The sequence below is a fragment of the Pseudoduganella sp. GCM10020061 genome, from assembly GCF_042683405.1.
Classification (GTDB): Bacteria; Pseudomonadota; Gammaproteobacteria; order Burkholderiales; family Burkholderiaceae_D; genus Telluria.
In genome coordinates, this window is the sequence record NZ_JBHUJS010000001.1 from 717,848 (window position 1) to 741,991 (window position 24,144).

The 24,144-nt window shown below is 65.2% G+C and carries 22 protein-coding genes; 19 read left to right on the top strand and 3 right to left on the bottom strand.

The window, feature by feature from the left end; all coding sequences use genetic code 11:
• Window positions 1–14: 14 nt before the first annotated feature.
• From aspS to ACFSQR_RS03260, 10 genes are all read left to right on the top strand, one after another.
• Window positions 15–1,811, top strand: coding sequence for an aspartate--tRNA ligase (gene aspS / locus ACFSQR_RS03215; protein ID WP_377728302.1), 1,797 nt, complete (start codon window positions 15–17; stop codon window positions 1,809–1,811).
• Window positions 1,812–1,907: 96 nt separating this feature from the next.
• The gene (nudB, locus tag ACFSQR_RS03220; protein ID WP_377728048.1) at window positions 1,908–2,366 is read left to right on the top strand and encodes a dihydroneopterin triphosphate diphosphatase; all 459 of its coding nucleotides are present in this window, start codon (window positions 1,908–1,910) and stop codon (window positions 2,364–2,366) included.
• A gap of 92 nt (window positions 2,367–2,458) precedes the next feature.
• Window positions 2,459–3,280 (top strand): endonuclease/exonuclease/phosphatase family protein, encoded by an 822-nt coding sequence (locus ACFSQR_RS03225; RefSeq protein ID WP_377728050.1) that lies wholly within the window; start codon window positions 2,459–2,461, stop codon window positions 3,278–3,280.
• A gap of 55 nt (window positions 3,281–3,335) precedes the next feature.
• Window positions 3,336–4,496: a cardiolipin synthase ClsB gene (gene clsB / locus ACFSQR_RS03230; protein WP_377728052.1), complete on the top strand. Its 1,161-nt coding sequence runs from the start codon at window positions 3,336–3,338 to the stop codon at window positions 4,494–4,496.
• A 5-nt stretch (window positions 4,497–4,501) separates the two neighbouring features.
• Window positions 4,502–4,882 carry an RNA-binding S4 domain-containing protein gene (locus tag ACFSQR_RS03235; RefSeq protein WP_377728054.1) on the top strand — a complete coding sequence of 127 codons (381 nt, stop codon included), beginning with the start codon at window positions 4,502–4,504 and terminating at the stop codon, window positions 4,880–4,882.
• Window positions 4,883–5,141: 259 nt separating this feature from the next.
• Window positions 5,142–5,732: a TetR/AcrR family transcriptional regulator gene (locus ACFSQR_RS03240; RefSeq protein ID WP_377728056.1), complete on the top strand. Its 591-nt coding sequence runs from the start codon at window positions 5,142–5,144 to the stop codon at window positions 5,730–5,732.
• Window positions 5,733–5,781: 49 nt separating this feature from the next.
• Window positions 5,782–7,572, top strand: a complete 1,791-nt coding sequence (locus tag ACFSQR_RS03245) for an acyl-CoA dehydrogenase C-terminal domain-containing protein (RefSeq protein WP_377728058.1) — start codon at window positions 5,782–5,784, stop codon at window positions 7,570–7,572.
• Between the two features lie 92 nt (window positions 7,573–7,664).
• Window positions 7,665–10,064, top strand: a complete 2,400-nt coding sequence (locus ACFSQR_RS03250) for a 3-hydroxyacyl-CoA dehydrogenase/enoyl-CoA hydratase family protein (protein ID WP_377728060.1) — start codon at window positions 7,665–7,667, stop codon at window positions 10,062–10,064.
• 28 nt (window positions 10,065–10,092) lie between these two features.
• On the top strand, window positions 10,093–11,289 hold the full coding sequence (locus tag ACFSQR_RS03255; protein WP_377728062.1) for an acetyl-CoA C-acyltransferase: 1,197 nt from the start codon (window positions 10,093–10,095) through the stop codon (window positions 11,287–11,289).
• Between the two features lie 125 nt (window positions 11,290–11,414).
• Complete coding sequence (locus ACFSQR_RS03260; protein ID WP_377728064.1) at window positions 11,415–12,194, top strand: enoyl-CoA hydratase; 780 nt, start codon at window positions 11,415–11,417, stop codon at window positions 12,192–12,194.
• 45 nt (window positions 12,195–12,239) lie between these two features.
• Here ACFSQR_RS03260 and ACFSQR_RS03265 read toward each other — a convergent pair whose 3' ends face one another.
• Complete coding sequence (locus tag ACFSQR_RS03265; protein ID WP_377728066.1) at window positions 12,240–12,539, bottom strand: EF-hand domain-containing protein; 300 nt, start codon at window positions 12,537–12,539, stop codon at window positions 12,240–12,242.
• A 206-nt stretch (window positions 12,540–12,745) separates the two neighbouring features.
• Here ACFSQR_RS03265 and ACFSQR_RS03270 point away from each other — a divergent pair, with 206 nt between their 5' ends.
• Window positions 12,746–14,044, top strand: a complete 1,299-nt coding sequence (locus ACFSQR_RS03270) for a hemolysin family protein (RefSeq protein ID WP_377728068.1) — start codon at window positions 12,746–12,748, stop codon at window positions 14,042–14,044.
• Between the two features lie 55 nt (window positions 14,045–14,099).
• Here the strand turns inward: ACFSQR_RS03270 and ACFSQR_RS03275 are convergent, their stop codons facing one another.
• The gene (locus tag ACFSQR_RS03275; protein ID WP_377728070.1) at window positions 14,100–14,483 is read right to left on the bottom strand and encodes a hypothetical protein; all 384 of its coding nucleotides are present in this window, start codon (window positions 14,481–14,483) and stop codon (window positions 14,100–14,102) included.
• Between the two features lie 253 nt (window positions 14,484–14,736).
• Between ACFSQR_RS03275 and ACFSQR_RS03280 the strand changes: the two genes are divergently transcribed.
• From ACFSQR_RS03280 to ACFSQR_RS03295, 4 genes are all read left to right on the top strand, one after another.
• Window positions 14,737–15,534, top strand: coding sequence for a transporter (locus ACFSQR_RS03280; RefSeq protein WP_377728072.1), 798 nt, complete (start codon window positions 14,737–14,739; stop codon window positions 15,532–15,534).
• Window positions 15,535–15,550: 16 nt separating this feature from the next.
• Window positions 15,551–17,191, top strand: a complete 1,641-nt coding sequence (locus ACFSQR_RS03285) for a methyl-accepting chemotaxis protein (RefSeq protein WP_377728074.1) — start codon at window positions 15,551–15,553, stop codon at window positions 17,189–17,191.
• A gap of 142 nt (window positions 17,192–17,333) precedes the next feature.
• The gene (locus ACFSQR_RS03290; RefSeq protein ID WP_377728076.1) at window positions 17,334–17,720 is read left to right on the top strand and encodes a BlaI/MecI/CopY family transcriptional regulator; all 387 of its coding nucleotides are present in this window, start codon (window positions 17,334–17,336) and stop codon (window positions 17,718–17,720) included.
• On the top strand, window positions 17,710–18,933 hold the full coding sequence (locus ACFSQR_RS03295; RefSeq protein WP_377728078.1) for a M56 family metallopeptidase: 1,224 nt from the start codon (window positions 17,710–17,712) through the stop codon (window positions 18,931–18,933). Before ACFSQR_RS03290 ends, ACFSQR_RS03295 begins: the two co-directional genes overlap by 11 nt.
• A 6-nt stretch (window positions 18,934–18,939) precedes the next feature.
• Here ACFSQR_RS03295 and ACFSQR_RS03300 read toward each other — a convergent pair whose 3' ends face one another.
• Entirely contained in the window at window positions 18,940–19,551 is a 612-nt protein-coding gene (locus tag ACFSQR_RS03300; RefSeq protein ID WP_377728080.1) for a pyridoxamine 5'-phosphate oxidase family protein, read from the bottom strand.
• 174 nt (window positions 19,552–19,725) lie between these two features.
• Between ACFSQR_RS03300 and ACFSQR_RS03305 the strand changes: the two genes are divergently transcribed.
• From ACFSQR_RS03305 to mnmC, 4 genes are all read left to right on the top strand, one after another.
• Entirely contained in the window at window positions 19,726–20,592 is an 867-nt protein-coding gene (locus tag ACFSQR_RS03305) for a class I SAM-dependent methyltransferase (RefSeq protein WP_377728082.1), read from the top strand.
• A gap of 114 nt (window positions 20,593–20,706) precedes the next feature.
• Window positions 20,707–21,738 carry a DUF4142 domain-containing protein gene (locus ACFSQR_RS03310; protein ID WP_377728084.1) on the top strand — a complete coding sequence of 344 codons (1,032 nt, stop codon included), beginning with the start codon at window positions 20,707–20,709 and terminating at the stop codon, window positions 21,736–21,738.
• A 115-nt stretch (window positions 21,739–21,853) separates the two neighbouring features.
• Window positions 21,854–22,420: a DNA-3-methyladenine glycosylase I gene (locus ACFSQR_RS03315; RefSeq protein WP_377728086.1), complete on the top strand. Its 567-nt coding sequence runs from the start codon at window positions 21,854–21,856 to the stop codon at window positions 22,418–22,420.
• Window positions 22,417–24,009 (top strand): FAD-dependent 5-carboxymethylaminomethyl-2-thiouridine(34) oxidoreductase MnmC, encoded by a 1,593-nt coding sequence (gene mnmC / locus ACFSQR_RS03320; RefSeq protein WP_377728088.1) that lies wholly within the window; start codon window positions 22,417–22,419, stop codon window positions 24,007–24,009. Before ACFSQR_RS03315 ends, mnmC begins: the two co-directional genes overlap by 4 nt.
• Window positions 24,010–24,144 lie beyond the last annotated feature (135 nt).

Here is a 24,144-nt window from a genome sequence, read left to right on the forward strand (position 1 = left end):
ACACTATGTCCTCGATGCGTACTGAATACTGCGGCCTCGTCACCGAAGAGCTGCTCGGCAAAACCGTGAGCCTGTGCGGCTGGGTCCATCGCCGCCGCGACCACGGTGGTGTGATCTTTATCGACCTGCGCGACCGCGAGGGCCTGGTGCAGGTGGTCTGCCATCCGGACAACGCGGAAGTGTTCAAGGCCGCCGAGCACGTGCGCAACGAGTACTGCCTGCGCATCACCGGCACCGTCAACAACCGCCTGGAAGGCACGACCAACGCCAACCTCAAGTCGGGCAAGATCGAAGTCGTGGCGACCGCCGTCGAAGTGCTGAACGCATCGGTGCCGGTGCCGTTCCAGCTGGACGACGACAACCTGTCGGAAACCACCCGCCTGACCCACCGCGTGCTGGACCTGCGCCGTCCGCAAATGCAGAACAACCTGCGCCTGCGCTACAAGGTGTCGATGGAAGTGCGCAAGTACCTCGACAACCTGGGCTTCATCGACATCGAGACCCCGATGCTGACCAAGTCGACCCCGGAAGGCGCACGCGACTACCTGGTGCCGTCGCGCGTCAACGCGGGCAACTTCTTCGCGCTGCCGCAGTCGCCGCAGCTGTTCAAGCAGCTGCTGATGGTGTCGAACTTCGACCGCTACTACCAGATCACCAAATGCTTCCGCGACGAAGACCTGCGCGCCGACCGCCAGCCTGAATTCACCCAGATCGACTGCGAGACCTCGTTCCTGACCGAGCAGGAGATCCGCGACCTGTTCGAAGACATGATCCGCGTCGTCTTCAAGAACACGCTGGACATCGACCTGCCAAACCCGTTCCCGGTGATGGACTTCGCCACCGCGATGGGCATGTACGGTTCGGACAAGCCTGACATGCGCGTCAAGCTGCAGTTCACCGAACTGACCGAAGTGATGAAGGACGTCGAATTCAAGGTCTTCAACGCAGCGGCCAACATGACGGGCGGCCGCGTCGTCGGCCTGCGCGTGCCGCAGGGCGGCTCGATGCCGCGTTCCGAGATCGACGCGTACACCCAGTTCGTCGGCATCTACGGCGCCAAGGGCCTGGCCTACATCAAGGTCAATGAAAAAGCCAAGGGCCGTGACGGCCTGCAGTCGCCGATCGTCAAGAACCTGTCCGACGACGCGCTGGCCAAGGTGCTGGAGCTGACCGGCGCCGAAGACGGCGACCTGATCTTCTTCGGCGCGGACAAGGCCAAGGTCGTGAACGACGCGATCGGCGCGCTGCGCATCAAGATCGGCCATTCGGACTTCGGCAAGAAGGCCGGCCTGTTCGACGACGTGTGGGCGCCGCTGTGGGTGGTCGACTTCCCGATGTTCGACTACGACGAAGAGTCGGGCCGGTGGACCGCGACCCACCACCCGTTCACCGCACCGAAGGACGGCCACGAAGACATGCTCGAGACGAACCCTGGCGCATGTATCGCCAAGGCCTACGACATGGTCCTGAACGGCTGGGAACTGGGCGGCGGCTCGATCCGTATCCACCGCGAAGAAGTGCAGTCGAAGGTGTTCCGCGCGCTGAAGATCGACGCCGAAGAAGCGCAGCTGAAGTTTGGCTTCCTGCTGGACGCGCTGCAGTACGGCGCGCCTCCGCACGGCGGCCTGGCGTTCGGCCTGGACCGCATCGTGACCATGATGACCGGTTCCGATTCGATCCGCGACGTGATCGCGTTCCCGAAGACCCAGCGCGCGCAGTGCCTGCTGACCAACGCACCGTCGGAAGTGGACGAGAAGCAGCTGCGCGAGCTGCACATCCGCCTGCGTTCGGCCGAACCGAAGGTCGCGTAATCAAGAAGGGGACTGTCCCCAACGGGGGCTGTCCCCAGCTCTTTGGCTAAAGATCAGGGGACGGTCCCCGGAGGGACAGTCCCCGCTCCCCCGCACATGCACAAGATCCCGCAATCCGTCCTGGTCGTGGTCCACACCGCGAACCTCGAGGTATTGCTGATCGAACGCGCCGACAAGGCCGGCTACTGGCAGTCCGTCACCGGCTCCCTCGATGCCGAGGACGAGCCCCTGATCCAGGCCGCGACCCGCGAACTGTTCGAGGAAACCGGCATCATTGCCGATGGCGAAGCGATCCGCCTGCTCGACTGGCAGCTCACCAACACCTACGACATCTATCCCGTCTGGCGCCACCGTTACGCCCCCGGCGTGACGCGCAACACCGAGCACGTGTTCTCCGTCTGCGTCCCCGACAACACCCCCGTCATCCTCAGCCCGCGCGAACACACGCGCTTTGCCTGGCATCCATGGCTGGAAGCGGCCGACCGCTGCTTCTCCCCATCGAACGCCGAAGCGATCCTGCAATTGCCGAATTACGCCGGGAACTGTCCCCGTTAGTCGCCCAGCCGGCAGGGGACAGTTCCCATTCCCGCGCACAATAGTGGCCTGGATAACCGACCACGCTAGCTGAAGCGGTTAGAATTGTTCCCATGAAGATTCGCGTAGCCACCTACAACATCCACAAGGGCGTCTCATCCCTCCGCAGCACTCCGCGGGTGGTTGCCCTGAAGAATGCGATCAAGGAGTTCTGCGCGGACATCGTGTTTCTGCAGGAAGTGCAGGGCCGCCACGACATCAAGGCTGCCCGCTATGGCGATCCCAGCCGCGCCCATCGGCACTGGCCCGAGGTGGCGCAACATGAGTTCTTCGCCGACGATTCCCACCACTGCGCCTACGGCCTCAACGCCCAGTACGACCATGGCCACCACGGCAACGCACTGCTGTCGCGCTTTGAAATCGACCGCTCCCACAACCAGGACGTGTCCGACCATGCCTATGAGCAACGCGGCATCCTGCACTGCGAACTGATGACGGAAATCGGCCGCATCCACTGCTACGTGGTCCACCTGGGCCTGTTCGAGGCGGGCCGGGTGCGCCAGACTTCGTCGCTGATCGAAGCGGTCAACAAGTCCGCAGGCGATGGCGAGCCGGTGATCATCGCCGGGGACTTCAACGACTGGCGCAATACGCTGTCGGACCGGCTGCGCAAGGAACTGGGCGTGCGTGAAGTGTTCGACGAGCTCAATGCCAAGCCGCGCCTGGGCTTCCTGGTGCGCACGCTGGGTGGCCGTCCCGCGCCGGTCGGCCCGGTGCCTGCCCGTACCTTCCCGTCCGCGCTGCCCGTGTTCCAGCTGGACCGCATTTATGTGCGCGGCTTCAAGGTCGAATCGGCCCAGGTGCTGCATGGTCCAATGTGGGCAAAGTTGTCCGACCATTCCCCGATCGTTGCCAATCTGGAATTGGCTCCGTAGCGTTGATAAACGGCAGCTCGCCACCATCTTCGTGTGGCCCAACCATCGTCACCGCATGCGTACTGTAAATTTCGTCGCCCAGAATGAAGTCAAGCTGCTTTGTTGCGGCACCGACTACTTCCCCGCCTTGATCGCCGCGATCGACGCGGCGCAGTACGACATCTATTTCGAGACGTATATCTATGCCTGCGACCAGGTCGGCGACGCCGTCACCGACGCGCTGGCCAGGGCGGCTCGGCGCGGCGTGCACGTACGCGTGATTACCGACTGGTTCGGCACGGGCCAGCGCCAGTGCGCAAAGATGGAAGCGCAGCTGGCCGAGGCGAACGTGCACTACCGCGTCTTCAACCCCTGGTTCAAGCGCGGCGTCACGCGCAGCCACCGGAAGATCTGCGTGGTGGACCGCAGCGTGGCTTTCGTCGGCGGCATCAACATCACCGACGATCTGTTCTGCGAGCACCACCCGGACCGCCCGCTGGCCGCGCCACGCTGGGATTTCGCGGTGCAGGTGGAGGGGCCGCTGGTGGCGCAGATCCACCACGAGATGCAGGTGCAGTGGGCGCGCACGGGCCGCATTGGCCTGGTGAACCGCATCCGCCTGTTGCGCGAGATGCGGCGCAGCTCCAAAGCCATCGCGGAGAACCCGGTGCTGGCCGCCTTTGTCGTGCGCGACAACTGGCGCAACCGGCGCACGATCCAGCGCGCCTACCTGCTGGCGCTGGGCCGCGCGAAAAAAAGCGTGCTGCTGGCGAACCCGTATTTTGCGCCGGGGCACAAGTTCCGCCGGGCGCTGGCGAAAGCCGCGCAGCGCGGCGTGGACGTCAAGCTGCTGATCGGCGTGGGCGAGTTCGCGCTGCAGGACGCGGTCGCCCACTCCTTCTATCCCAAGCTGCTGGAGGCGGGCGTGCAGGTGATCGAATACCGCAAGACGCAGCTGCATGCCAAGGTCGCGGTGGTGGACGACGACTGGGCCACGGTCGGCTCGTCCAACTGCGACGGCCTGTCGCTGTTCCTCAACCAGGAAGCCAATGTGGTGGTGAAGGATGCCGCGTTTGCGCGCACCCTGCGCGGCTACATCGAGGCCGCGATCGCGGAGGGCGTCCACATCAGGGCTGAGGATTACGCCAACATCGGCTGGGTGCGCAGGCTTGGATACGGTCTCGCCTACACTGCCTACAAGACGACGATGCGCGTTTTCGCCATCGGCTACGCATGAGGATTATGGACAACGATAACGTACGGATCGACAAATGGCTGTGGGCGGCGCGCTTCTTCAAGACGCGCTCGCTGGCGGCGGACGCGGTGGACCGCGGCCGCGTGCGCATCGAAGGGCAGCCGGTCAAGCCCGCGCGTGCGGTGAAAGAGGGCGATGTGATCGACGTCGACAACGGCTCGGACCGTTGGGAAGTGGTGGTCAAGGGCATCTCGGGCACGCGCGGCTCGGCCACCATCGCGCGCCAGCTCTACGACGAAACGGAAGAAAGCATCGTACGGCGCGAGCGCAATGCCGAAGCGCGCCGCCTGTTCCCCGAGCCGGGCAGCAGCATCCGCGGCCGTCCCACAAAGCGCGACCGCCGCCTCATCGACAAGGCCGGCAGCTAGCCCTTCATCCCCGCGGACGCGGGATCCATACTGAGCTCCCGGTATCGGCGAGCTTCATTCAACCACCTTGCTTCCTCCGCATGGATCCCCGCCTTCGCGGGGATGACGGTGGCTGGGCGTCGTCGCCTTCAATTGCGCTACATCAATAGAACGGCACCTCTAAACTTCCCGTTTGACATTTACACTGTGGTGGATAATAGTACGAGCGTTCGGATTTTTTCCACGTTGGGTGATCGATATCAATACATCTGCCAAATTCATGCGCAAGGGCGAAATGACGCGGGCCGCCATCCTCGACGTTGCGCTCGAGATCGCCAGCCGCGACGGCCTGGAAGGCCTCACCATCGGCCTGCTCGCCGACCGCATGAGCATGAGCAAGTCCGGTGTGTTCGCCCACTTCGGCTCGCGCGAGGACCTGCAGCTTGAAGTCATCAAGCTGTACCACCACCGCTTCGAGCAGGAAGTGTTCTTCCCGAGTATCCGCGAAACGCGCGGCATGCCCCGCCTGAAATCGATGTTCGCCCGCTGGATCAAGCAGGTGAGCGTGGAGATCGCCTCCGGCTGCATCTACATCAGCGGTGCAGTCGAATACGACGACCGCCCGGGTCCGATCCGCGAGCAGCTGGTCTCGATGGTGCAAGCCTGGCAGAACGCGCTGCTGCGCGCGGTCCAGCAGGCGATCGACACCGGCGACTTGAAAGCGGACACCGATGCGCAGCAGATGGTCTTCGAGATGTACGGCCTGATCCTCGCCCTGCATCACGATGCGCGCTTCCTGCGCATGCCCGGCAGCGTGGACCGCGCGCGCGCCGGCTTCGAACGCCTTGTACAGAATTACCAGAAACAGTAACGCCACGGCCACCGCCGCCATTAACCGTTTAGCCGCCAGGAGATAAATTATGGGTCAATACGTCGCACCGATCAGGGACATGCAGTTCGTGCTGCATGAGCTGCTGAACGTCACCGATGAATTGAAAGCGATGCCTGACTTCGCAGAGATCGACGCCGACATCATCAACCAGGTATTGGAAGAGGGTGCGAAGTTCACGCAGGATGTGCTGTTCCCCCTGAACCACTCCGGCGACCGCGAGGGCTGCCACTACGATGCGGCGACCAAGACCGTCACCACGCCGAAGGGCTTCAAGGAAGCGTACAAGCAGTACGTCGAAGGCGGCTGGGCCGCGCTGGCATGCGACGAGCAGTATGGCGGCCAGGGCCTGCCTATCGCGCTGAACAACTCGTTCTACGAGATGCTCAACTCCTCCAACCAGGCATGGTCGATGTACCCGGGCCTGTCGCACGGCGCCTACGAGTGCCTGAAGGAGCACGGCACCGACGAACAGAAGTCCGTCTACCTGCCCAAGCTGGCGAGCGGCGAGTGGACCGGCACCATGTGCCTGACCGAAGCGCACTGCGGCACCGACCTGGGCTTGCTGCGTTCGAAAGCCGTGCCGCAAGCCGACGGCTCGTGGTCGATCACCGGCTCCAAGATCTTCATCTCGGCGGGCGAACATGACATGTCCGAGAACATCGTGCACCTGGTGTTGGCACGCGTGCCGGACGCGCCGGAAGGCTCGAAGGGCATCTCGCTGTTCCTGGTGCCGAAATTCCTGCCGAACGCCGATGGCTCGCTGGGCGAACGCAATCCGATCTTCTGCGGCGCGATCGAAGAAAAGATGGGCATCCACGGCAACGCCACCTGCCAGATGAACCTTGACGGCGCCAAGGGCTGGATCATCGGCCAGCCGAACAAGGGCCTGCAGGCGATGTTCGTGTTCATGAACGCGGCCCGCCTGGGCGTGGGCATGCAGTCGCTCGGCCTGACCGAAGTCGCGTACCAGAACGCGCTCACCTACGCCAAGGACCGCATCCAGATGCGCAGCCTGTCCGGCCCGAAGGCGCCGGACAAGCCGGCCGATCCGATCATCGTGCACCCGGACGTGCGCCGCATGCTGCTGACCGCGAAGGCGTTCGCCGAAGGCGGCCGCGCATTCTCGTCGTACATGGCGCTGCAGATCGACCGCGAACTGCACCACCCGGACGAAGAAGTGCGCAAGGAAGCAGCCGACGAAGTCGCGCTGCTGACCCCGATCATCAAGGCCTTCCTGACCGATAACGGCTGGATCGCCACCTCCGAAGCGCTGCAGGTATACGGCGGCCACGGCTACATCTCCGAGTGGGGCATGGAGCAGTACGTGCGCGATTCGCGCATCAACATGATCTACGAAGGCACCAACACCGTCCAGTCGCTGGACCTCCTGGGCCGCAAGATCCTGATGGACAACGGCGCCAAGCTGCGCAAGTTCGGCGAGAAGATCAAGGCCTTCGTGGAAGAGAATGGCCTGGACGAGAACATGTCCGAGTTCATCACGCCGCTGGGCGACCTGGGCGACAAGGTCACCAAGCTGACCATGGAAATCGGCATGAAGGCGTTCCAGAATCCTGAGGAAGTCGGCGCGGCGGCGGTGCCTTACCTGCGCGTGGTCGGCCACCTGGTGTTCAGCTACTTCTTCGCGCAGATGGCGAAGATCGCGCTGGCCAAGGAGGACTCGGGCGATAACTTCTACAAGGCGAAGCTGGCCACCACCCGCTTCTACTTCGCGCGCCTGTATCCGGAAACCGCAATGCTGATCCGCCAGGCGCGCTCCGGATCGGCAAACCTGATGGCGCTGGACGCAGACCTGTTCTAAGACACACGACACGGCGTATGCCACCGTCGCCCCAGCGAACCTGCGCTGGGATGACGGGGGTGGCGCCGGCCCTACCAAACATAGGATAAACAATGACCAATTTCATCGTGAAGAAAGTTGCCGTCCTCGGCGCAGGCGTGATGGGCGCGCAGATCGCTGCGCACTGCGTCAACGCGAAGGTGCCGGTCGTGCTGTTCGACCTGCCGGCCAAGGAAGGCCCGAAGAACGGGATCGTGCTGCGCGCGATCGAGAACCTGAAAAAGCTCAGCCCTGCGCCCCTCGGCAACAAGGACGACGCCGCGCTGATCGAAGTGGCCAACTACGAGGACAATCTCGACGTGCTGGCCGGCTGCGACCTGATCATCGAAGCCATTGCCGAGCGCATGGACTGGAAGCACGACCTGTACAAGAAGGTCGCGCCGCACATCTCCGCCAACGCGATCTTCGCCTCGAACACTTCCGGCCTGTCGATCAACAAGCTGGCCGAAGGCTTCGACGACAACCTCAAGGCGCGCTTCTGCGGCGTCCACTTCTTCAACCCGCCGCGCTACATGCACCTGGTCGAACTGATCCCGACCACGGCGACCAATCCGCAGATCCTCGACCAGCTCGAGACCTTCCTGACCTCCACGCTGGGCAAGGGCGTCGTGCGCGCCAAGGACACCCCGAACTTCATCGCCAACCGCGTCGGCATCTTCGGCATGCTGGCCACCATCCACGAGGCCGAAAAGTTCGGCCTGTCCGTGGACGTGGTGGACGACCTGACCGGCGCCAAGCTGGGCCGCGCCAAGTCCGGCACCTTCCGCACCGCGGACGTGGTCGGCCTGGACACGATGGGCCACGTGATCAAGACCATGCAGGACAACCTGCAAGGCGATCCGTTCTTCGCCGTCTACAAGACGCCCGAGGTGCTGACCAAGCTGATCGAAGCCGGCGCGCTCGGCCAGAAGAGCGGCGCGGGCTTCTACAAGAAGGAAGGCAAGGAGATCAAGCGCCTCGACTTCGCCACCGGCCAGTACGTGGCGGGCGGCGCCAAGGCAGCCGACATCGTGGGCCGCATCCTGAAGGAGAAGGACCCGGTCAAGAAGATGAAGGCGATGCGCGAATCGACCAACCCGCAGGCGCAGTTCCTGTGGGCGATCTTCCGCGACGCGTTCCACTACATCGCGGTGCACCTGAAGGACATCGCCGACAATGCCCGCGACATCGACTTCGCGATGCGTTGGGGCTTCGGCTGGAACGTCGGCCCGTTCGAAACCTGGCAGGCATCCGGCTGGCAGCAGATCGCCGAATGGGTGGCGCAGGACATCGCAGAAGGCAAGGCCCTGTGCAGCGAGCCGCTGCCATCGTGGGTCACCGACGGCCTGCCGGCGCAAAAGGGCGGCGTCCATACCCCTGAGGGTTCGTACTCCGCAGCGTCCAACAGCTTCGTTCCGCGATCGGACCTGCCGGTGTACCAGCGCCAGGCCTTCCGCGCGCCGGTACTGGGCGAAGGCGCAGCCGATCCGAAGACCGCCGGCGTGACCGTGCACGAAGACGCCAACATCCGCGTCTGGCACATGAACGACGACGTGCTGATCGTCTCGCTCAAGTCGAAGATGCACACCATCGGCCAGGGCGTCATCGACGGCCTGAAGCTGGCGCTGGCGGAAGCCGAAAAGAACTTCAAGGGCCTGGTGATCTGGAATACGGATGCAGCCGAAGGCGGCCCGTTCTCCGCAGGCGCGAACCTGGAAGAAGCGCTGCCGGCCTTCATGCAGGGCGGCGCCAAGGCGATCGACCCGTCGGTGCGCCAGCTGCAGGATGCGTTCATGTCGCTCAAGTACGCCAACGTTCCGGTAGTGGCTGCAGTGGCCGGCATCGCGCTGGGCGGCGGTTGCGAGCTGGCGCTGCACGCATCGAAGCGCGTCGCTGCGCTCGAGTCGTACATCGGCCTGGTCGAAGTCGGCGTGGGCCTGGTGCCTGCGGGCGGCGGCCTGAAGGAAGCGGCGGTGCGCGCGGCGAACGATGCCAAGGGCACCGACATCCTCCAGTTCCTCAAAACCGGCTTTACCAATGCGGCCATGGCCAACGTGTCCAAGTCGGCGCTGGAAGCGAAAGCGATGGGCTACCTGAAGGAAGACGACGTCATCGTGTTCAACGCCTACGAGCTGCTGCACGTGGCCAAGTCGCAGGCCCGCGCGATGGCCGACGCAGGCTACCGTCCACCGGTGAAGAAGCTGATCCCCGTAGGCGGCCGCTACACGCTCGGCACCATCAAGGCGCAGCTGGTCAACATGCGCGACGGCGGCTTCATCTCCGCGCACGACTTCAAGCTGGGCGAGATGATCGCAACGATCGTGTCCGGCGGCGACGTCGACCAGGGCAGCCTGGTCTCGGAACAGTGGCTGCTCGACATGGAACGCAAGGCCTTCCTCGAGCTGCTCAACAATCCGAAGACGCAGGAACGGATCATGGGCATGCTGCAAACCGGTAAGCCGGTGCGCAACTGATCGAACCGAATTCTCAAGAGAGATCGATATGAGCAAACAACTTCAAGACGCATACATCGTCAGCGCGACCCGCACCCCGATTGGCAAGGCGCCGCGCGGCATGTTCAAGACCACCCGCCCGGACGACCTGCTGGTGCGCGTGATCCAGTCCGCCATGCAGCAGGCGCCCGGCCTGGACCCGAACCTGATCACCGACGCGATCGTCGGCTGCTCGTTCCCGGAAGCGGAGCAGGGCTTCAACATCGCCCGCATGGCGGTGCTGATGGCCGGCCTGCCGAAGACGGTGGGCGGCGTGACCGTCAACCGCTACTGCGCATCGGGCATCACTGCCATCGCGATGGCGGCGGACCGCATTCGCGTGGGCGAAGCGGACGTGATGATCGCTGCCGGCGTGGAATCGATGTCGATGGTGCCGATGATGGGCCACCACCCGTCGATGAACATGAACATGTTCACCGACGAGAACATCGGCATGGCCTACGGCATGGGCCTGACCGCGGAAAAGGTTGCCGAGCAGTGGAAGGTCAGCCGCGAAGCGCAGGACGCGTTCTCGGTCGAATCGCACCGCCGCGCAATCGCCGGCCAGCAGGCCGGCCACTTCAAGGACGAGACCACGCCGGTCGAGATCATCACCCGCACGCCGAACGTGCTGACCGGCGAGATCGACGTGAAGACCCGCACCGTCGACACCGACGAAGGCGCGCGCGCCGATTCCACCATGGAGTCGCTGGGCAAGCTCAAGCCGGTGTTCGCGGCCAAGGGCACGGTCACAGCGGGTAACAGCTCCCAGATGTCGGACGGCGCCGGTGCGCTGCTGATCGTCAGCGAGAAGATCCTGCGCGAGCATAACCTGACCCCGCTGGCGAAGTTCTCCTCGTTCGCGGTCAAGGGCGTGCCGCCGGAGATCATGGGCATCGGTCCGAAATTCGCGATCCCTGCGGCCTGCGCGGCTGCCGGCATCACCCAGGACCAGCTGGACTGGATCGAGCTGAACGAAGCGTTCGCGGCGCAGGCGCTGGCCGTGATCGGCGACCTGGGCCTGGATCCGGCCAAGGTCAACCCGCTGGGCGGCGCGATCGCACTGGGCCACCCGCTCGGCGCGACCGGCGCGATCCGCGCGGCAACCACCATCCACGCCCTGCGCCGCAACAACCTGAAGTACGGCATGGTGACGATGTGCGTCGGCACCGGCATGGGCGCCGCCGGCATCTTCGAACGCGTGTAATCAGGCAGGTCGTCCCTGCGAAAGCAGGGACCCATACCGAGCCGCAACCCCGGTAAAATAAGCACGAAGAAAAGGCGTTGGGAACCCACACCCCAGCGCCTTTCCCACATCTGGAGAAGACGTAAATGGAAATCCTCAGCACCAAGTCCGCCGGCATCCTTACCCTCGAATTCAACCGCCCCGAGCGCAAGAACGCGATCACCAACGCCATGTACATCAGCATGGCGCAGGCGATCCTGGACGCCGAATCCGACCCTGCGGTGCGCGCCATCCTCATCACCGGCAAACCCGAGATTTTCACCGCCGGTAACGACCTCGAGGACTTCCTGAAGAACTCCGCGCCGGTGGAAGGCAAAGCCGGCGACGACCGCGGCGTGTTCCAGTTCATGCGCGCGTTGTCCGGCGCGCACAAGCCGGTTGTGGCCGCCGTGTCCGGCGCTGCCATCGGCATCGGCACCACCATGCTGATGCACTGCGACCTGGTCTACGCGGCCGACAACGCCAAATTCTCGCTGCCGTTCTCGCAGCTGGGCCTGTGCCCCGAGTTCGCATCAAGCCTGCTGCTGCCGCAGCTGGCGGGCTACCCGCGCGCCGCCGAGAAGCTGCTGCTCGGCGAAGCCTTTGGCGCAGCCGAAGCCGCCCAGATGGGCCTGGTCTCGAAAGTGCTGCCGGTAGAGGAGCTGCTCCCGCACGCGCAGGCACAGGCCGCCAAGCTGGTCGCGCTGCCGGCGGCGTCGATCCGCACCACCAAGGCGCTGATGAAGCGCTCGCGCAACGAGGCGATCAACCTGACCATGAAGACCGAGAACGAGCTGTTCTTCTCGATGCTGCAGGCCGGCGAGGCCAAGGAGGCGTTCACCGCGTTCTTCGAAAAGCGCAAACCGGACTTCTCGCGTTTTTCCTGAGCCGCGCGTCGAGGGACTGTCCCGCAGGACAGTCCCCCTCTGGCGCTAGCGGGTTTTGTCCTTCGCGGACTTGTCGTCTTTCATCATCTTGTCGTGCATCATGTGCATGTCCTTCATGTCCACCATGCCCGACGAGTTCTTCTTCATCTCGTTCCACTTCGTCTCGTGAAAGCGCATGAACTCGTCGCGCGAGATCATGCCGTCCTTGTTGGTGTCCATCATTTTCATGTTCTGCATGTGCATCTCGCTCATGTGCTTGTCGCCCATGTGCTTGTCGCCGCCCGCAAAGGCGGGTGCGGCCGCTGCACACAGGACGGCGGTGATAACGATCGCAAGCTTTTTCATTTCGACTCCTTTTTTGGCTTGAACAGCGAACAAAGAATGCCGGCCGTTGCGTATTGACGCGCACCGGTGACCGGAGTGTATTCCCGCCAGCGATCGTCCGGCGCACAGCAATCGGCCGATGCGCGGCCGGTTCGCCGCACGCACGGGGGCGCCTGGGGGGATAGAATGTCATCTTTGTAACGCTGGGGCGCAGTGCGCTCGACAATATGGAAATTGCCTTACTGTTTGGCCTGATCGTCCTGAACGGCGTCTTTGCGATGTCGGAGATTGCGCTGATGACCGCGCGACGGGTGCGCCTGCAAAAGCTCGCGGACGCGGGCGACAAGGCGGCGCAGGCGGCGCTGCACCTTGGCGAAGATCCGGACAAGTTCCTCTCGACCATCCAGATCGGCATTACGTCCATCAGCATCCTGAACGGTATCGTGGGCGAAGCGACACTGGCCCGCCCGTTCGCCCTGTGGCTGCAGTCGCTCGGCACCGAAGTCGTGGCCTCGCAGTACATCGCCACCGGCCTGGTGGTGGTCACGATCACGTACTTCTCGATCGTGCTGGGCGAGCTGGTTCCCAAGCGGCTGGGCCAGATCAATCCCGAGCCGCTGGCGCGCATGGTCGCGCGGCCGATGCAACTGCTCGCGTTGCTGGCGAAGCCCTTCGTGCGGTTGCTCTCCACTTCCACGCAACTGGTGCTGCGCGCACTTGGCGTGAAGGTGACGTCCAGCCAGATGATGACCGAGGAAGACCTGCACCTGCTGCTGGAGGAGGGCTCGGAGTCCGGCATCATCGAGCACCACGAGCACCAGATGGTGCGCAATGTGTTCCGCCTCGACGACCGTCAGATCGGATCGTTCATGGTGCCGCGCGGCGAAGTGGTGTTCTTCGACGCGAACGACAGCCTGGAGGCCAACCTGGAGCGTTTCGAATTGACCCAGCACTCGCGCTTCCCGGTGCTGCAGGGCGGCTGGGGCCATATCCTCGGCGTCATGGACGCGCGGAAGATGCTGGCGCAAACGTTGCGCGGGGAGCAGCTGAGCCTGACCGAGCACCTGCAGCCGCCCGTGTTCGTGCCTGAATCGCTGACAGGCATGGAGCTGCTGGAGAACTTCAAGAGTACCGGCGTGCAGCTCGCGTTCATCGTCGACGAATACGGCGAGGTGCAAGGCATCGTGACGCTGCAGGATGTGATGGAGGCCATCACGGGTGAGATCAAGACGGCGCGTCCGGACGACTCATGGGCGGTGCAGCGCGAGGATGGGTCGTGGCTGCTCGACGGCCTGATCCCGACGCCCGAACTGAAAGACCGCCTGGGCATCGCCGAGGTGCCGGAAGAAGACCGCGGCCGCTACAACACCCTGAGCGGCATGCTGCTCCTGCTGTTCGGGAACATCCCGCACACTGGCGACAAATGCACCTGGGCCCACTGGGAGTTCGAAGTGCTCGACCTCGACGGCCTGCGTATAGACAAGGTGCTGGCCACGCGACTGCCGCCGCCCGACGGGCAGGACTGATCTCGGCCGCCGGCGCGCCCGCGCGGGTCGCTGGCGACGGCCGTGGGAGGATGCGTTACTGCATGCGGCCCTGCATGCGCTCGGTCGCAGCGTTCCGGATATCCTTCTCGAATTCGCGCTTTGCGTTCGAGTGGTGCCGGGCGGCGACGTTGCTGTTGCCCTGGCCCGTCGAGTAATCCACCGTGGCCCGGCTCCACTCGGCTGCCTGCTGGGAGACCGCCGCCACGACGGCCGGATCGGTGCCCGGATGCGCGGCAACGCATGCATCCCATTTTTTCAGGACCTTCTTGATGCGGTTCGCGCCCGCCTGCGAGGTGGACACGGCGGGAATCTGCGGGACCGCGCAGGCGCCGGCGTCGCTGCGGGCTGGGGTTTCATCTGTGGCTAGCGCGAAGGCCGGGGCGCAGGCCAGTGCCAGCATCAGGAGTGCAGGTTTCATGGGGTGCCGAAGGATAGTTGACGGTAACTTATCGTAGGCCCAAATTGCACAGATGGCAATCACGCTAACGCGTCCCCCGGCGAGGAACGCATTGCCGTAGCCCCCGTCGCTGCCGCGGATACCACACATCCACGTCATGTTTCGGCTTCTTCTGCCGTTGATACATGGTAGATATTGCTTTCCTACATGCTGCGGGTAGACTGCAACATCGGGTAACCATTCAGCTGTAATCAACTTTTCATTTTCCGTCGCCATGCCTGGTCTTCGCTCGCCTCGCCGTCTTCTGTTATCCCTCCTGGTCGCCGCCCCGGTGGCCTATGCGCAAACGGTCGATCCCATCGTCACGGATCGTCCGGACTACGTGGAATCAAGCAACGTGGTCGGGGCAGGCCGTTTCCAGTTCGAGACCAGCGTCGCGTATGAGCGCTTCGGCGACAAGGGGTTCAAGGCCACTGCCTGGAGCACGCCGACCCTGCTGCGCCTGGGCGTGAGCGACACGGTCGAGCTGCGCCTGGAGACCGACGGCAGGGTGCGCGCGAAAGCATGGGCACCCGGCGCCGGCAGTGTCCGGTCTTCCGGCTTTGCCGATACCGCGATCGGCCTGAAATGGCACACCGCCGATGGCGAAGGCGGCTCGCCTTCGATCGGCTGGCTGCTGCACGCCGACCTCGATTCCGGCTCGTCCGAACTGCGCGGATCGGGCATCCGTCCATCGCTGCGCGTGGTCGCCGAGTGGGAGCTGCCGCACGGGATGTCGTTCGGCGTGATGCCGGGCGTGAGCTACGAGAAGAACGATGACGGCGACCGCTACGTCAACGGCAGCCTGGGGATCGTGCTCGGCAAGGCCCTGACCGAGCGGCTGCGCGGTTTCGCCGAAATCGCCGCGCCCGCGATTGCGTCTTCCCGCAACGGCGGTTCCGAAGTGTCCCTGAACGGCGGTGTCGCCTACCTGCTCACGCCGCTCGTGCAGGTGGATACCGCGGTATCACGCGGATTGAATAGCCGTACCGCCGACGCCAGCTGGACGTTCGGCCTCTCGATGAAGTTCTAACCTCCCGGACCGGATCATGAAACTGACCATCAAGAACCGCCTTATCCTGTCGAACGTCCTGTCGCTGGTCTTCCTGACCATCGTCGGGTTGATCGGTTTCGACGCCGTGCGCCGGCTCGACAACGCCATGGCCGACATCAGCTCCAACTCGCTGGCGATGAAGGATCAGCTGCAGGCCGATCAGGCCCACGATGCGCTGCGCGCCGATGCGCTGGCTTCCCAGCTGGCCATGGCCTCGGGCGACCAGGCGCAGCGCGCGGAAGTGACCAGGCAGATCCGCGAGCATGCCGACAGCCTGCAAAAGCTGCTGGCCGCGATGGAGGCGCGCACCACCGATCCCGAACTCAAGCGCGGCATCGCGCAGGTCAAGCCGGACGCGGAGGCGTTCCTCAAGAGCGCCGCCGGTGTGGCAGCGGTCAACTGGGACGAGCCGTACACGGCCCAGGAGAAGTTCGAGGCCTTCCAGAAGCATTTCTCCAGGTTCGGAACCAGCATGGAAGGCCTGAGCGAGCGCATGGAGGCGCATTCGACCGCCACCGCCCAGCGGGCCGACGAGGTGGTGGCAGCCGCACGCATCCAGCTGGCGATCGTAGCCGGCCTGGCCGTGCTGGTCACGCTCGTGCTGGGCGTGCTGACCAAGAATGCGATCATCCGGCCGCTCGACGAAGTCATCGATTTCGCGTCGCGCGTATCGTCGGGCGACCTTGGCTTCGACCTCGACGCCGACAAGGACGACCACACTGAAACGGGCCGCCTGAAGCATGCGCTGAGCAGCATGCGCGGCAACCTGCACCAGATCGTATCGCGCGTGCGCGCCGGTACCGACAGCATCGCCACCGCCTCGCAGGAGATCGCGGCCGGCAATCAGGACCTGTCGGTGCGCACCGAAACCCAGGCCAGCTCGCTGCAGGAGACGGCATCGACCGTCGAGGAACTGACCACGACCGTCAAGCAGAACGCGGACAATGCGCGCCAGGCCAACCAGCTGGCGCTGTCGGCATCCGGCGTCGCCGTCAAGGGCGGCAGCGTGGTGGCGAAAGTCGTCACCGCGATGGATTCGATCGACGACGCGTCGCGCAAGATCGCGGACATTACCGGTGTCATCGAAGGCATCGCGTTCCAGACCAATATCCTCGCGCTGAACGCAGCGGTGGAAGCGGCGCGCGCGGGCGAGCAGGGCCGCGGCTTTGCGGTGGTGGCATCCGAAGTGCGCAACCTGGCGCAGCGCTCGAATACCGCGGCCAAGGAGATCAAGCAGCTGATCTCGACCTCCGCCGAACACGTGGACCAGGGCGCGAAGCTGGTCGACGAAGCCGGCACCACGATGCAGGAGATCGTCGACAGCGTGCGCCGCGTGACCGACATCATGAGCGAGATCTCCGCCGCCAGCCACGAGCAGGAGTCGGGTATCGAACAGGTCAACCATGCGGTGACGCAGATCGACACGGTGACGCAGCAGAATGCGGCGCTGGTCGAACAGGCCGCAGCCGCCGCGGAAGCGATGCGTGCGCAGGCCGCGGAACTGGCGGACATCGTCAGCATCTTCAAGCTCGACAACGCCGGCGCAAGCCAGCGTATCGGCCGCTCGGCGCGCCTGGCCATCGCCAGTGCGCATCCGGCAGCCCGTGCGCCGGCGCCGGAGGAATGGGAAGGCTGATCCGCAGCCGCCCGCCAGGACACCCGCCCGCCAGGCGGGTTTTTTTTCGTCCGGGGCTGCCGCCAAGGTTCGCCGGCCACCGCTTGACACGAACAATTACACGTGTAATCATCAGTTGCGATTACATGTGTAAATGAATTCAATGAAGACACCTTCCATTCCCATCAGCGAAGCCGAATCCGTCGTCATGGAGGCGCTGTGGTCCGCCAGTCCCAGGACCGCCGACGAAGTCGCCGCCGCCATTCGTCCCGATCGCGACTGGCAGGAAGCCACCGTGAAGACCCTGCTCAACCGCCTGCTCAAAAAGGGCGCGGTGCGCGCGGAGAAGGACGGCAGGCGCTACCTGTATTCGCCCATCCTCACCCGCGAGCAGTGGCTCGATAGCGAAAGCAGGGGATTCCTCGACCGCTTGTTCGACGGCCGCGTGGCACCGCTGGTCGCGCACTTCAGCCGCCACCGCAAACTCGGCAAGCGCGATCTCGAGGAATTGAAACGCCTGGTGAAGGAGCTGGACGACCATGGCAAATGAAATCCTCGCCTGCCTGCTGGCGCTGACCGCCTGTGTGTCGGTCGCGGCGCTTGCCGTGATCGCGGTGGGCCCTGCCTTGCGCCGCTGGTCCGGCGCAGGCGCGGCCTACGCCGCATGGCTGCTGCTGCCGGTCGCCATTGCCGCCGCTTCGCTGCCGGCCGCTCCGGTGGCGCGGCAGGTGGCGGTCTTGTCGGTGCCGCTCGCCTCCGCGGCGACCGTGGTGCGGGCGCCTGCCGCAGAGGCACCGGCGCCGGTGGCCGGCGCCATCCTTGCCTTGTGGGCGGCATCTGCGATGCTGGCCGCCGGATGGCAAGTGCTGTGCTACCGGCGTTTCGTGCGCGGCCTCGGCGTTCTGGCCGGTGAAGCCGGCGTCGCGTTCGCGGAGAGCGCCAGGGAAGGTCCGCTGCTGCTGGGCCTACTGCGCCCGCTGGTGGTGCTGCCTGCCGATTTCCAAACGCGCTACACGGCGCCGGAACGTGAGTTGATCCTGGCCCACGAGCGCAGGCACGCCCTGCGCCGCGACCCGCTCGCCAACGCCGCCTGCGCGCTGGCGCAATGCGTCTGGTGGTTCAACCCGGTTATCCATTACGCGGCGCGGCGCTTCCGCATGGACCAGGAGCTGGCCTGCGACCAGGCGGTGATGCGCGCGTATCCGGGCCGCGCACGCACGTATGCGCAGGCCATGCTGAAGACACAGTTATCCGATGCGCGAGCGCCGTTCGCGTGCCAATGGCAGTCCCACCATCCCCTCAAGGAGAGAATCTTGAACCTGCAACGCCCGCATCAAAGCCTCCTGCGCCGCTTCGCCGGCCGCGCCGCCGTCACGCTGCTCATGGCGGGCGGCGCCTGGTCCGCCTGGGCCGCACAAGGCGCGGCAGATGCGCACGGCGCGGCGGTGGCCTACGACATCGCGATGGTGGTGACGGCCGATGGCGCCACCTCGACGCCGCGCATGGTGGTCCACGCAGGACAGGAGGCCACGCTCAGGGTCGGCAACGACACGACGGAGTGGGGCGTGACGATGAAGCTCACGCCGGCCGGCAGCGATACCGTGTTCGTGAGCAGTACGCTGAGCGCAAACGGGCAGGTGGTGTCGAAGCCGGGCATCCTGGTCCGCCTCAACGAGAAGGGCACGATCAAGGTAGGCGACCCGGACAAGGCGTTCACGCTGGAGCTGACGGTGCGCGCAGGGCCTGCGCCGGCGAACACCTAGCCCTGCTCAGTAGAGCGTCGTCTTGAGACGGGCGGGCAGTTCGCGGTCGTACTGCTCGCCGTCCATCGCGCCTTCACTCAGTGCGGACAGGATCTGCCCGCCGCTCGGCAGGGCGGAGCGCGGCACATGCTGCTGCGCATCCCACAGGCTGGCGCGCACCACAGCGCGCGAGCATTGGAAGAACACTGTCTCCACATCGATGCGCAGGATGGAACGTGGCAGCTTGCCATCCATTGCAAAGCGTTCGAGCAGCTCCGGATCTGCGAGGATGCGGGCGCGTCCGTTCACGCGCAGGGTCTCGCCCACGCCGGGGATGAGGAACAGCAGCGCCACGCGCGGATCATGCAGGACGTTGCGCAGGCTGTCGATCCGGTTATTGCCGCGGCGGTCCGGCAGCAGCAGCGTGCGCTCGTCCTCCACGTGCACGAATCCGGCCGGGTCGCCACGCGGCGAGACGTCCAGTCCATGCGGGCCCGAGGTCGCCAGCGCGACGAAGCGCGCCGCGTCAATGAAGGGCCGGTACACGCGATGGATCGACGTGGCGACCTTGCGCACCGACGCCTCCGTCGGTTCCCCATACAGGCGCTGCAGCGCCTCGACGCTCGTGATGTCGTACATACTTTTCCTGTCGTCCATTTCCTCTGCCATCGGTCCGGCCCATACCATGAGATGCGTGCGCACATTTTAAGGTGATCGGTAGCACAATGTGGCCTTTTTTGTTACAGTCGTCCGATAACCGGGTGGAGCAGAACCGCTCGGCGTGTTCGATGGATCAGCGTAGAGGGGGACTGGATGGCTGCAGTAATGTCGGGCAATTGCGTCGTGTGCGAGAGCAAGCTTGTCGGTGGCCATGCCGGATGGCATTCGGTCTGTACCGCATGCTCGTACGAGGGCGCCGCACTGGAGCCGTGCATCAACGCGTCGGTCGAAGCAAAGGTGGACGAGGATGCGCGCGAAATCGGCTTGCGCCAGATCCGCATGGAAAATTTCCGCGATCTGCTCGACCACATCGACCGCTTGTGCACGCCGTCCCAGCGCAAGCTCCTCGACGTCGGGTGCGCACACGGCTGGTTCCTGGAAACGGCGCAGCAGCGCTTCGACGTGCTCGGCATCGAGCCGGACGAGTTTGTAGCCGGGCGTACCAAGTCCAGGGGGCTGCCGGTGCGCGTGGGGTTCTTCCCGTCCGTCCTGGACGATGCCGAACAATTCGACGTGGTGGTGTTCAACGACGTGATCGAGCACATCCCGGACATCCGCGCGGCCATCGCTGCGGTGCACCGGCATCTCGGCGCCGGCGGGCTGCTGGTGCTGAACCTGCCCAATAGCCGCGGCTTCTTCTACCGCACCGCCAAACTGCTGTCGCGCCTGGGCTGGACGGCACCCTTCGAGCGCCTGTGGCAGAAGGACCTGCCATCGCCGCATGTGCATTATTTCGACCGCAGGAACCTGGCCCGGCTGGTCGCATCCCATGGCTTCGAGCAGGTGCTGTCGATCGACCTGCCGTCGGTGCGGGCGCAGGGCCTGCTCGAACGCATCCGCTGCGCGGGCACGTCCAGCACGGCCGGCGTCTACGTCCAGTATGTGGCCGCACTGGTGTCGCTGCCGCTGGTGCGCATGTTCGAAAGCGATATCGTCGTCTCCGTTTTCCGCAAGCAGTAGGCTATTGCCTATCGCTGTGTGACCGGCGGTTTTTTCCGCCGGGCTACCGCGCGCTGTTCCAATTCATGGGCGCATACACTCGCTCGTCGATTCATGTAAAGACGAGGAGAAGATATGGTCAACAGCAAATTCATCCGTGGTATCGCTGGCGTATCGGTGCTGTTCGCCGCGGTCGCCGTCCACGCCCAGGTACTTCAAACGGATACCCGCACCGACTCCCAGCGTGACGGGACCACCCCGACCACCACCCGCGACGACTCCAGCAACACCACGCAATCGGGCGCCAGCACCGCCGGCTCGACCATGCAGTCGAGCACCGCAGCGAATGCGGCGCGGCTCCAGCAAGGTGTCATGCAATCGAGTACGCGCCAGTCGGGTACCCAGCAGACCGGCATGGAGAATGGCCGCTTCGACAAAGGCACTGTGGAGTCGGGCGTCGCGCAATCGGAAACGGACCAGTCGGTGACACGTGCCGGCACGACCCAGGCAGGGTCTTCGCAGGCGGGCATGACCCAGTCCGGCAGCGGCCAGTCGAGCGCGCAGCGCGGCGATCCGTCGAATGTTCCCGCACCCACCGATCGCTCGCGCGCCGCGCAGGATGCGCGCTCCGGCATCACGCCGGAGTCCATGAGCGGGCGCTCCGGCGCCGCCGGCACGGCAGCTTCGGGCGGCGCGCTGGGCAAGGCCGACAGCAAGGCGATCATGGATATGGCAATGGCCAACATGGCGGAAGTCGAAATGGGCAAGATGGCACAGTCCAAGGGGACCAGCGAGCAGGTCAAGACCTTCGGCCAGCAGATGATCGACGACCACGGCAAGGCGCTGGCCGAAGTGCAGGCGCTGGCGCAGGCCAAAGGCGTGACGCTGCCCACCGCGCTCGACGACAAGCACCGCAAGGAAGCGGCGAAACTCAATGCGCTGTCCGGCGCCGCCTTCGACAAGGCCTACATGGACCGCGCGGGCGTCAAGGATCACCGGACCGTGCACGGCATGCTGAACAAGATCGAATCGTCCGCCAAAGATCCGGACGTGAAGGCGATGGCCGGCAAGATGAAGCCGGTGGTGCAGCAGCACCTGAACTCGGCGCAGCAGATGAGCAAGGCCAAGACCACCAGCAAGCCCGATACCGAAAGCGGCAACCGCTAGCAGTGATGCAGCAAAGGGACTGACCCCGCAGGCCACCAGTGGCAAGCGGGGAGTCCCGCATCGCGGCCGCCGCGATCATCTATACTGCACCCTGTTCCCATCACCGATCCATCCGATGACCGAAACACGCTGCAGCTGGGCCAATCCCGCCAATCCCCTCTACCTCGCCTACCACGACCATGAATGGGGCGTTCCGTGCCACGACGAGGTGCGCCTGTTCGAGATGCTGAACCTGGAAGGGGCGCAGGCCGGCCTGTCGTGGGAGACCATCCTCAACAAGCGCGAAAACTACCGCGCCGCCTTCGACGGCTGGGACGCGCACGCAATCGCCGCCTACGGCGAGGACAAGATCGCGCAGCTGCTGGCGAACCCCGGCATCGTGCGCAACAAGCTCAAGGTCAACGCGGCCATCACCAATGCCAGGGCCTACCTGCGCATGCGCGAGGAAGGGCTCACGCTGGACAAGTACCTGTGGGACCACGTCGGCGGCCAGCCGCTGGTGCGCCGCCCGGATGACCATACCCGGCCGACCACGACCGATCTGTCGGACCGCATCTCCAGGGACCTGTCCAAGCGCGGATTCAAGTTCGTCGGCTCCACCATCATCTACGCCTACCTGCAGGGCGTCGGTGTCGTGAACGACCATGACCACGCCTGCTTCCGGCGCGGCGCCGGGGCATGACGGCGCCGGCCCACTTCACCGTCCTCGACACGGCGTTCAGCGAAGAGCGCCTGCAGCGCCTGATTGACACCTACCGGTCGCGCGCCGAGCGGCTGCACGTCGTCGCGCTGGCGCCGCACCTGCTGCCGGGCTGGCACCGCATGCTGCGCGGCGACGGCGTCACCGTCGACCTGCTGTCGGCGCGGCTGGCGCAGGCGGTGCCCGAACTGTCGCTGCGCATCGATGCGCTCTGCCTCGACGGCATCGGCGAGGAGGGCGAGGGCTGGGCGCGCCAGCTGTCCAAGCTGTGCGTGCCCGGGGCCCAGCTGGCAACCGGAGGACTCACCCCGGGCCAGGTGCGCGCGGTGACCGAAGTGGGCTTCCGCTTCGACGAAGCCCAGCGCAGCGCCACCTTTGCGAGCCGCAAGCCGCAGCCGCCCGCGCCGCCCGCCCGCGAGCGCCGCGCCGTGGTGGTTGGCGCGGGGCTTGCCGGATCGGCCGCCTGCGAGCGCCTGGTTGCGCGCGGCTGGGACGTCACGCTGGTGGAGCGGCATCCGCTGCCGGCATCCGAGGCGTCCGGCAACCTGGCGGGCATCTTCATGCCGCTGCTGTCCAGGGACGACAATATCCCGACGCGCCTGACGCGAGCGGCTTACCTGTTCGCGCTGCGCTACTTCGACTACCTGGGGAACGGCTTCCTCGGCGGGCGTTGCGGCGTGCTCCAGGTCGCGCGCGATGCCGCGCACGCCCGCGTGCAGCGCGAGATCGCTGCAAAATTCGCGTATCCGTCGGACTTCGCGCGCTGGATCGAGCGCGACGAACTGGCCGCGATGCTCGGCTTTGCCGCGGCCGAAGGCGGCTGGCTGTTCCCGCAGGCCGGGTGGGCGCGTCCCTCCTCGGTGTGCGAGGCGATGCTGGAAAAATGCGGCGAGCGCCTGACGCGCCGCTTCAATACCGGCAGCGTCAGGATCGACCGCCGCGGCGGCGAGTGGACAGTCACCGATGCGCAGGGCGCGGTGGTGGCGCAGGCGCCAACCCTGGTCCTCGCCAGCGGTGCGGGGGCGCTGGAGATGGAGCAGACCGCGCCGCTGCCGCTGGCACGCGTGCGCGGCCAGGTCACGCACCTCGAAGCGAAGACGGCGCCGAACCTGCCGTTCGTGCTGTGCCGCGAGGCGTACATGACACCGGCGGTGGAGGGCGTGGTGAGCACCGGGGCGACCTACGACGACATCGCCGATCCGCTCCTGCTCCCTTCCAGCCACCACGAAAACATCCGCAAGGCGCGCTCGCTGCTGGGCGATCCGCAACTGGGCTCGGACGCGCCGCTGGCGGGACGGGTGGGCTTCCGCTGCATTCCGCCGGACCGCCTGCCGCTGGTGGGTGCACTGCCAGACTATGGCGCAGGGGACGGCATGGAGCGGCTGCGCGACGTGCCGCGGCACGAAGGCTTGTTCGGGCTGCTCGGCTACGCCTCGCGCGGCCTGATCTGGGCGCCGTATGCCGCCGAAGTGCTGGCCGCGATGCTGGAGGGCGAACCGGTCCCGCTCGAAAACAAGCTGGCGCGCGCGCTCGACCCCGCCCGCTTCCTGCTCGCTGGCCGCAAGCGCTAGCAGAATCCGGGGAGGAACTGCCGGTTTTTTGGCGGAATCGGCCATAACTGGGCCGATTCCGCCATTTCCGTTCATGACCCCGGTCATGCAAACACCGACAGCGCCACGCCTGCAACTGGGCTATAATTGCCATAC

Bases quoted from the DNA above. Each gene is read 5' to 3' on its own strand.
- ACFSQR_RS03300 (WP_377728080.1), bottom strand. From the start codon at position 19,551: ATGTACGACATCACGAGCGTCGAGGCGCTGCAGCGCCTGTATGGGGAA.
- ACFSQR_RS03260 (WP_377728064.1), top strand. From the start codon at position 11,415: ATGGAAATCCTCAGCACCAAGTCCGCCGGCATCCTTACCCTCGAATTC.
- aspS (WP_377728302.1), top strand. From the start codon at position 15: ATGCGTACTGAATACTGCGGCCTCGTCACCGAAGAGCTGCTCGGCAAA.
- ACFSQR_RS03235 (WP_377728054.1), top strand. From the start codon at position 4,502: ATGGACAACGATAACGTACGGATCGACAAATGGCTGTGGGCGGCGCGC.
- clsB (WP_377728052.1), top strand. From the start codon at position 3,336: ATGCGTACTGTAAATTTCGTCGCCCAGAATGAAGTCAAGCTGCTTTGT.
- ACFSQR_RS03255 (WP_377728062.1), top strand. From the start codon at position 10,093: ATGAGCAAACAACTTCAAGACGCATACATCGTCAGCGCGACCCGCACC.
- ACFSQR_RS03285 (WP_377728074.1), top strand. From the start codon at position 15,551: ATGAAACTGACCATCAAGAACCGCCTTATCCTGTCGAACGTCCTGTCG.
- ACFSQR_RS03270 (WP_377728068.1), top strand. From the start codon at position 12,746: ATGGAAATTGCCTTACTGTTTGGCCTGATCGTCCTGAACGGCGTCTTT.
- ACFSQR_RS03315 (WP_377728086.1), top strand. From the start codon at position 21,854: ATGACCGAAACACGCTGCAGCTGGGCCAATCCCGCCAATCCCCTCTAC.
- ACFSQR_RS03225 (WP_377728050.1), top strand. From the start codon at position 2,459: ATGAAGATTCGCGTAGCCACCTACAACATCCACAAGGGCGTCTCATCC.
- ACFSQR_RS03265 (WP_377728066.1), bottom strand. From the start codon at position 12,539: ATGAAAAAGCTTGCGATCGTTATCACCGCCGTCCTGTGTGCAGCGGCC.
- nudB (WP_377728048.1), top strand. From the start codon at position 1,908: ATGCACAAGATCCCGCAATCCGTCCTGGTCGTGGTCCACACCGCGAAC.
- ACFSQR_RS03310 (WP_377728084.1), top strand. From the start codon at position 20,707: ATGGTCAACAGCAAATTCATCCGTGGTATCGCTGGCGTATCGGTGCTG.
- ACFSQR_RS03245 (WP_377728058.1), top strand. From the start codon at position 5,782: ATGGGTCAATACGTCGCACCGATCAGGGACATGCAGTTCGTGCTGCAT.
- mnmC (WP_377728088.1), top strand. From the start codon at position 22,417: ATGACGGCGCCGGCCCACTTCACCGTCCTCGACACGGCGTTCAGCGAA.
- ACFSQR_RS03280 (WP_377728072.1), top strand. From the start codon at position 14,737: ATGCCTGGTCTTCGCTCGCCTCGCCGTCTTCTGTTATCCCTCCTGGTC.
- ACFSQR_RS03295 (WP_377728078.1), top strand. From the start codon at position 17,710: ATGGCAAATGAAATCCTCGCCTGCCTGCTGGCGCTGACCGCCTGTGTG.
- ACFSQR_RS03305 (WP_377728082.1), top strand. From the start codon at position 19,726: ATGGCTGCAGTAATGTCGGGCAATTGCGTCGTGTGCGAGAGCAAGCTT.
- ACFSQR_RS03240 (WP_377728056.1), top strand. From the start codon at position 5,142: ATGCGCAAGGGCGAAATGACGCGGGCCGCCATCCTCGACGTTGCGCTC.
- ACFSQR_RS03250 (WP_377728060.1), top strand. From the start codon at position 7,665: ATGACCAATTTCATCGTGAAGAAAGTTGCCGTCCTCGGCGCAGGCGTG.
- ACFSQR_RS03275 (WP_377728070.1), bottom strand. From the start codon at position 14,483: ATGAAACCTGCACTCCTGATGCTGGCACTGGCCTGCGCCCCGGCCTTC.
- ACFSQR_RS03290 (WP_377728076.1), top strand. From the start codon at position 17,334: ATGAAGACACCTTCCATTCCCATCAGCGAAGCCGAATCCGTCGTCATG.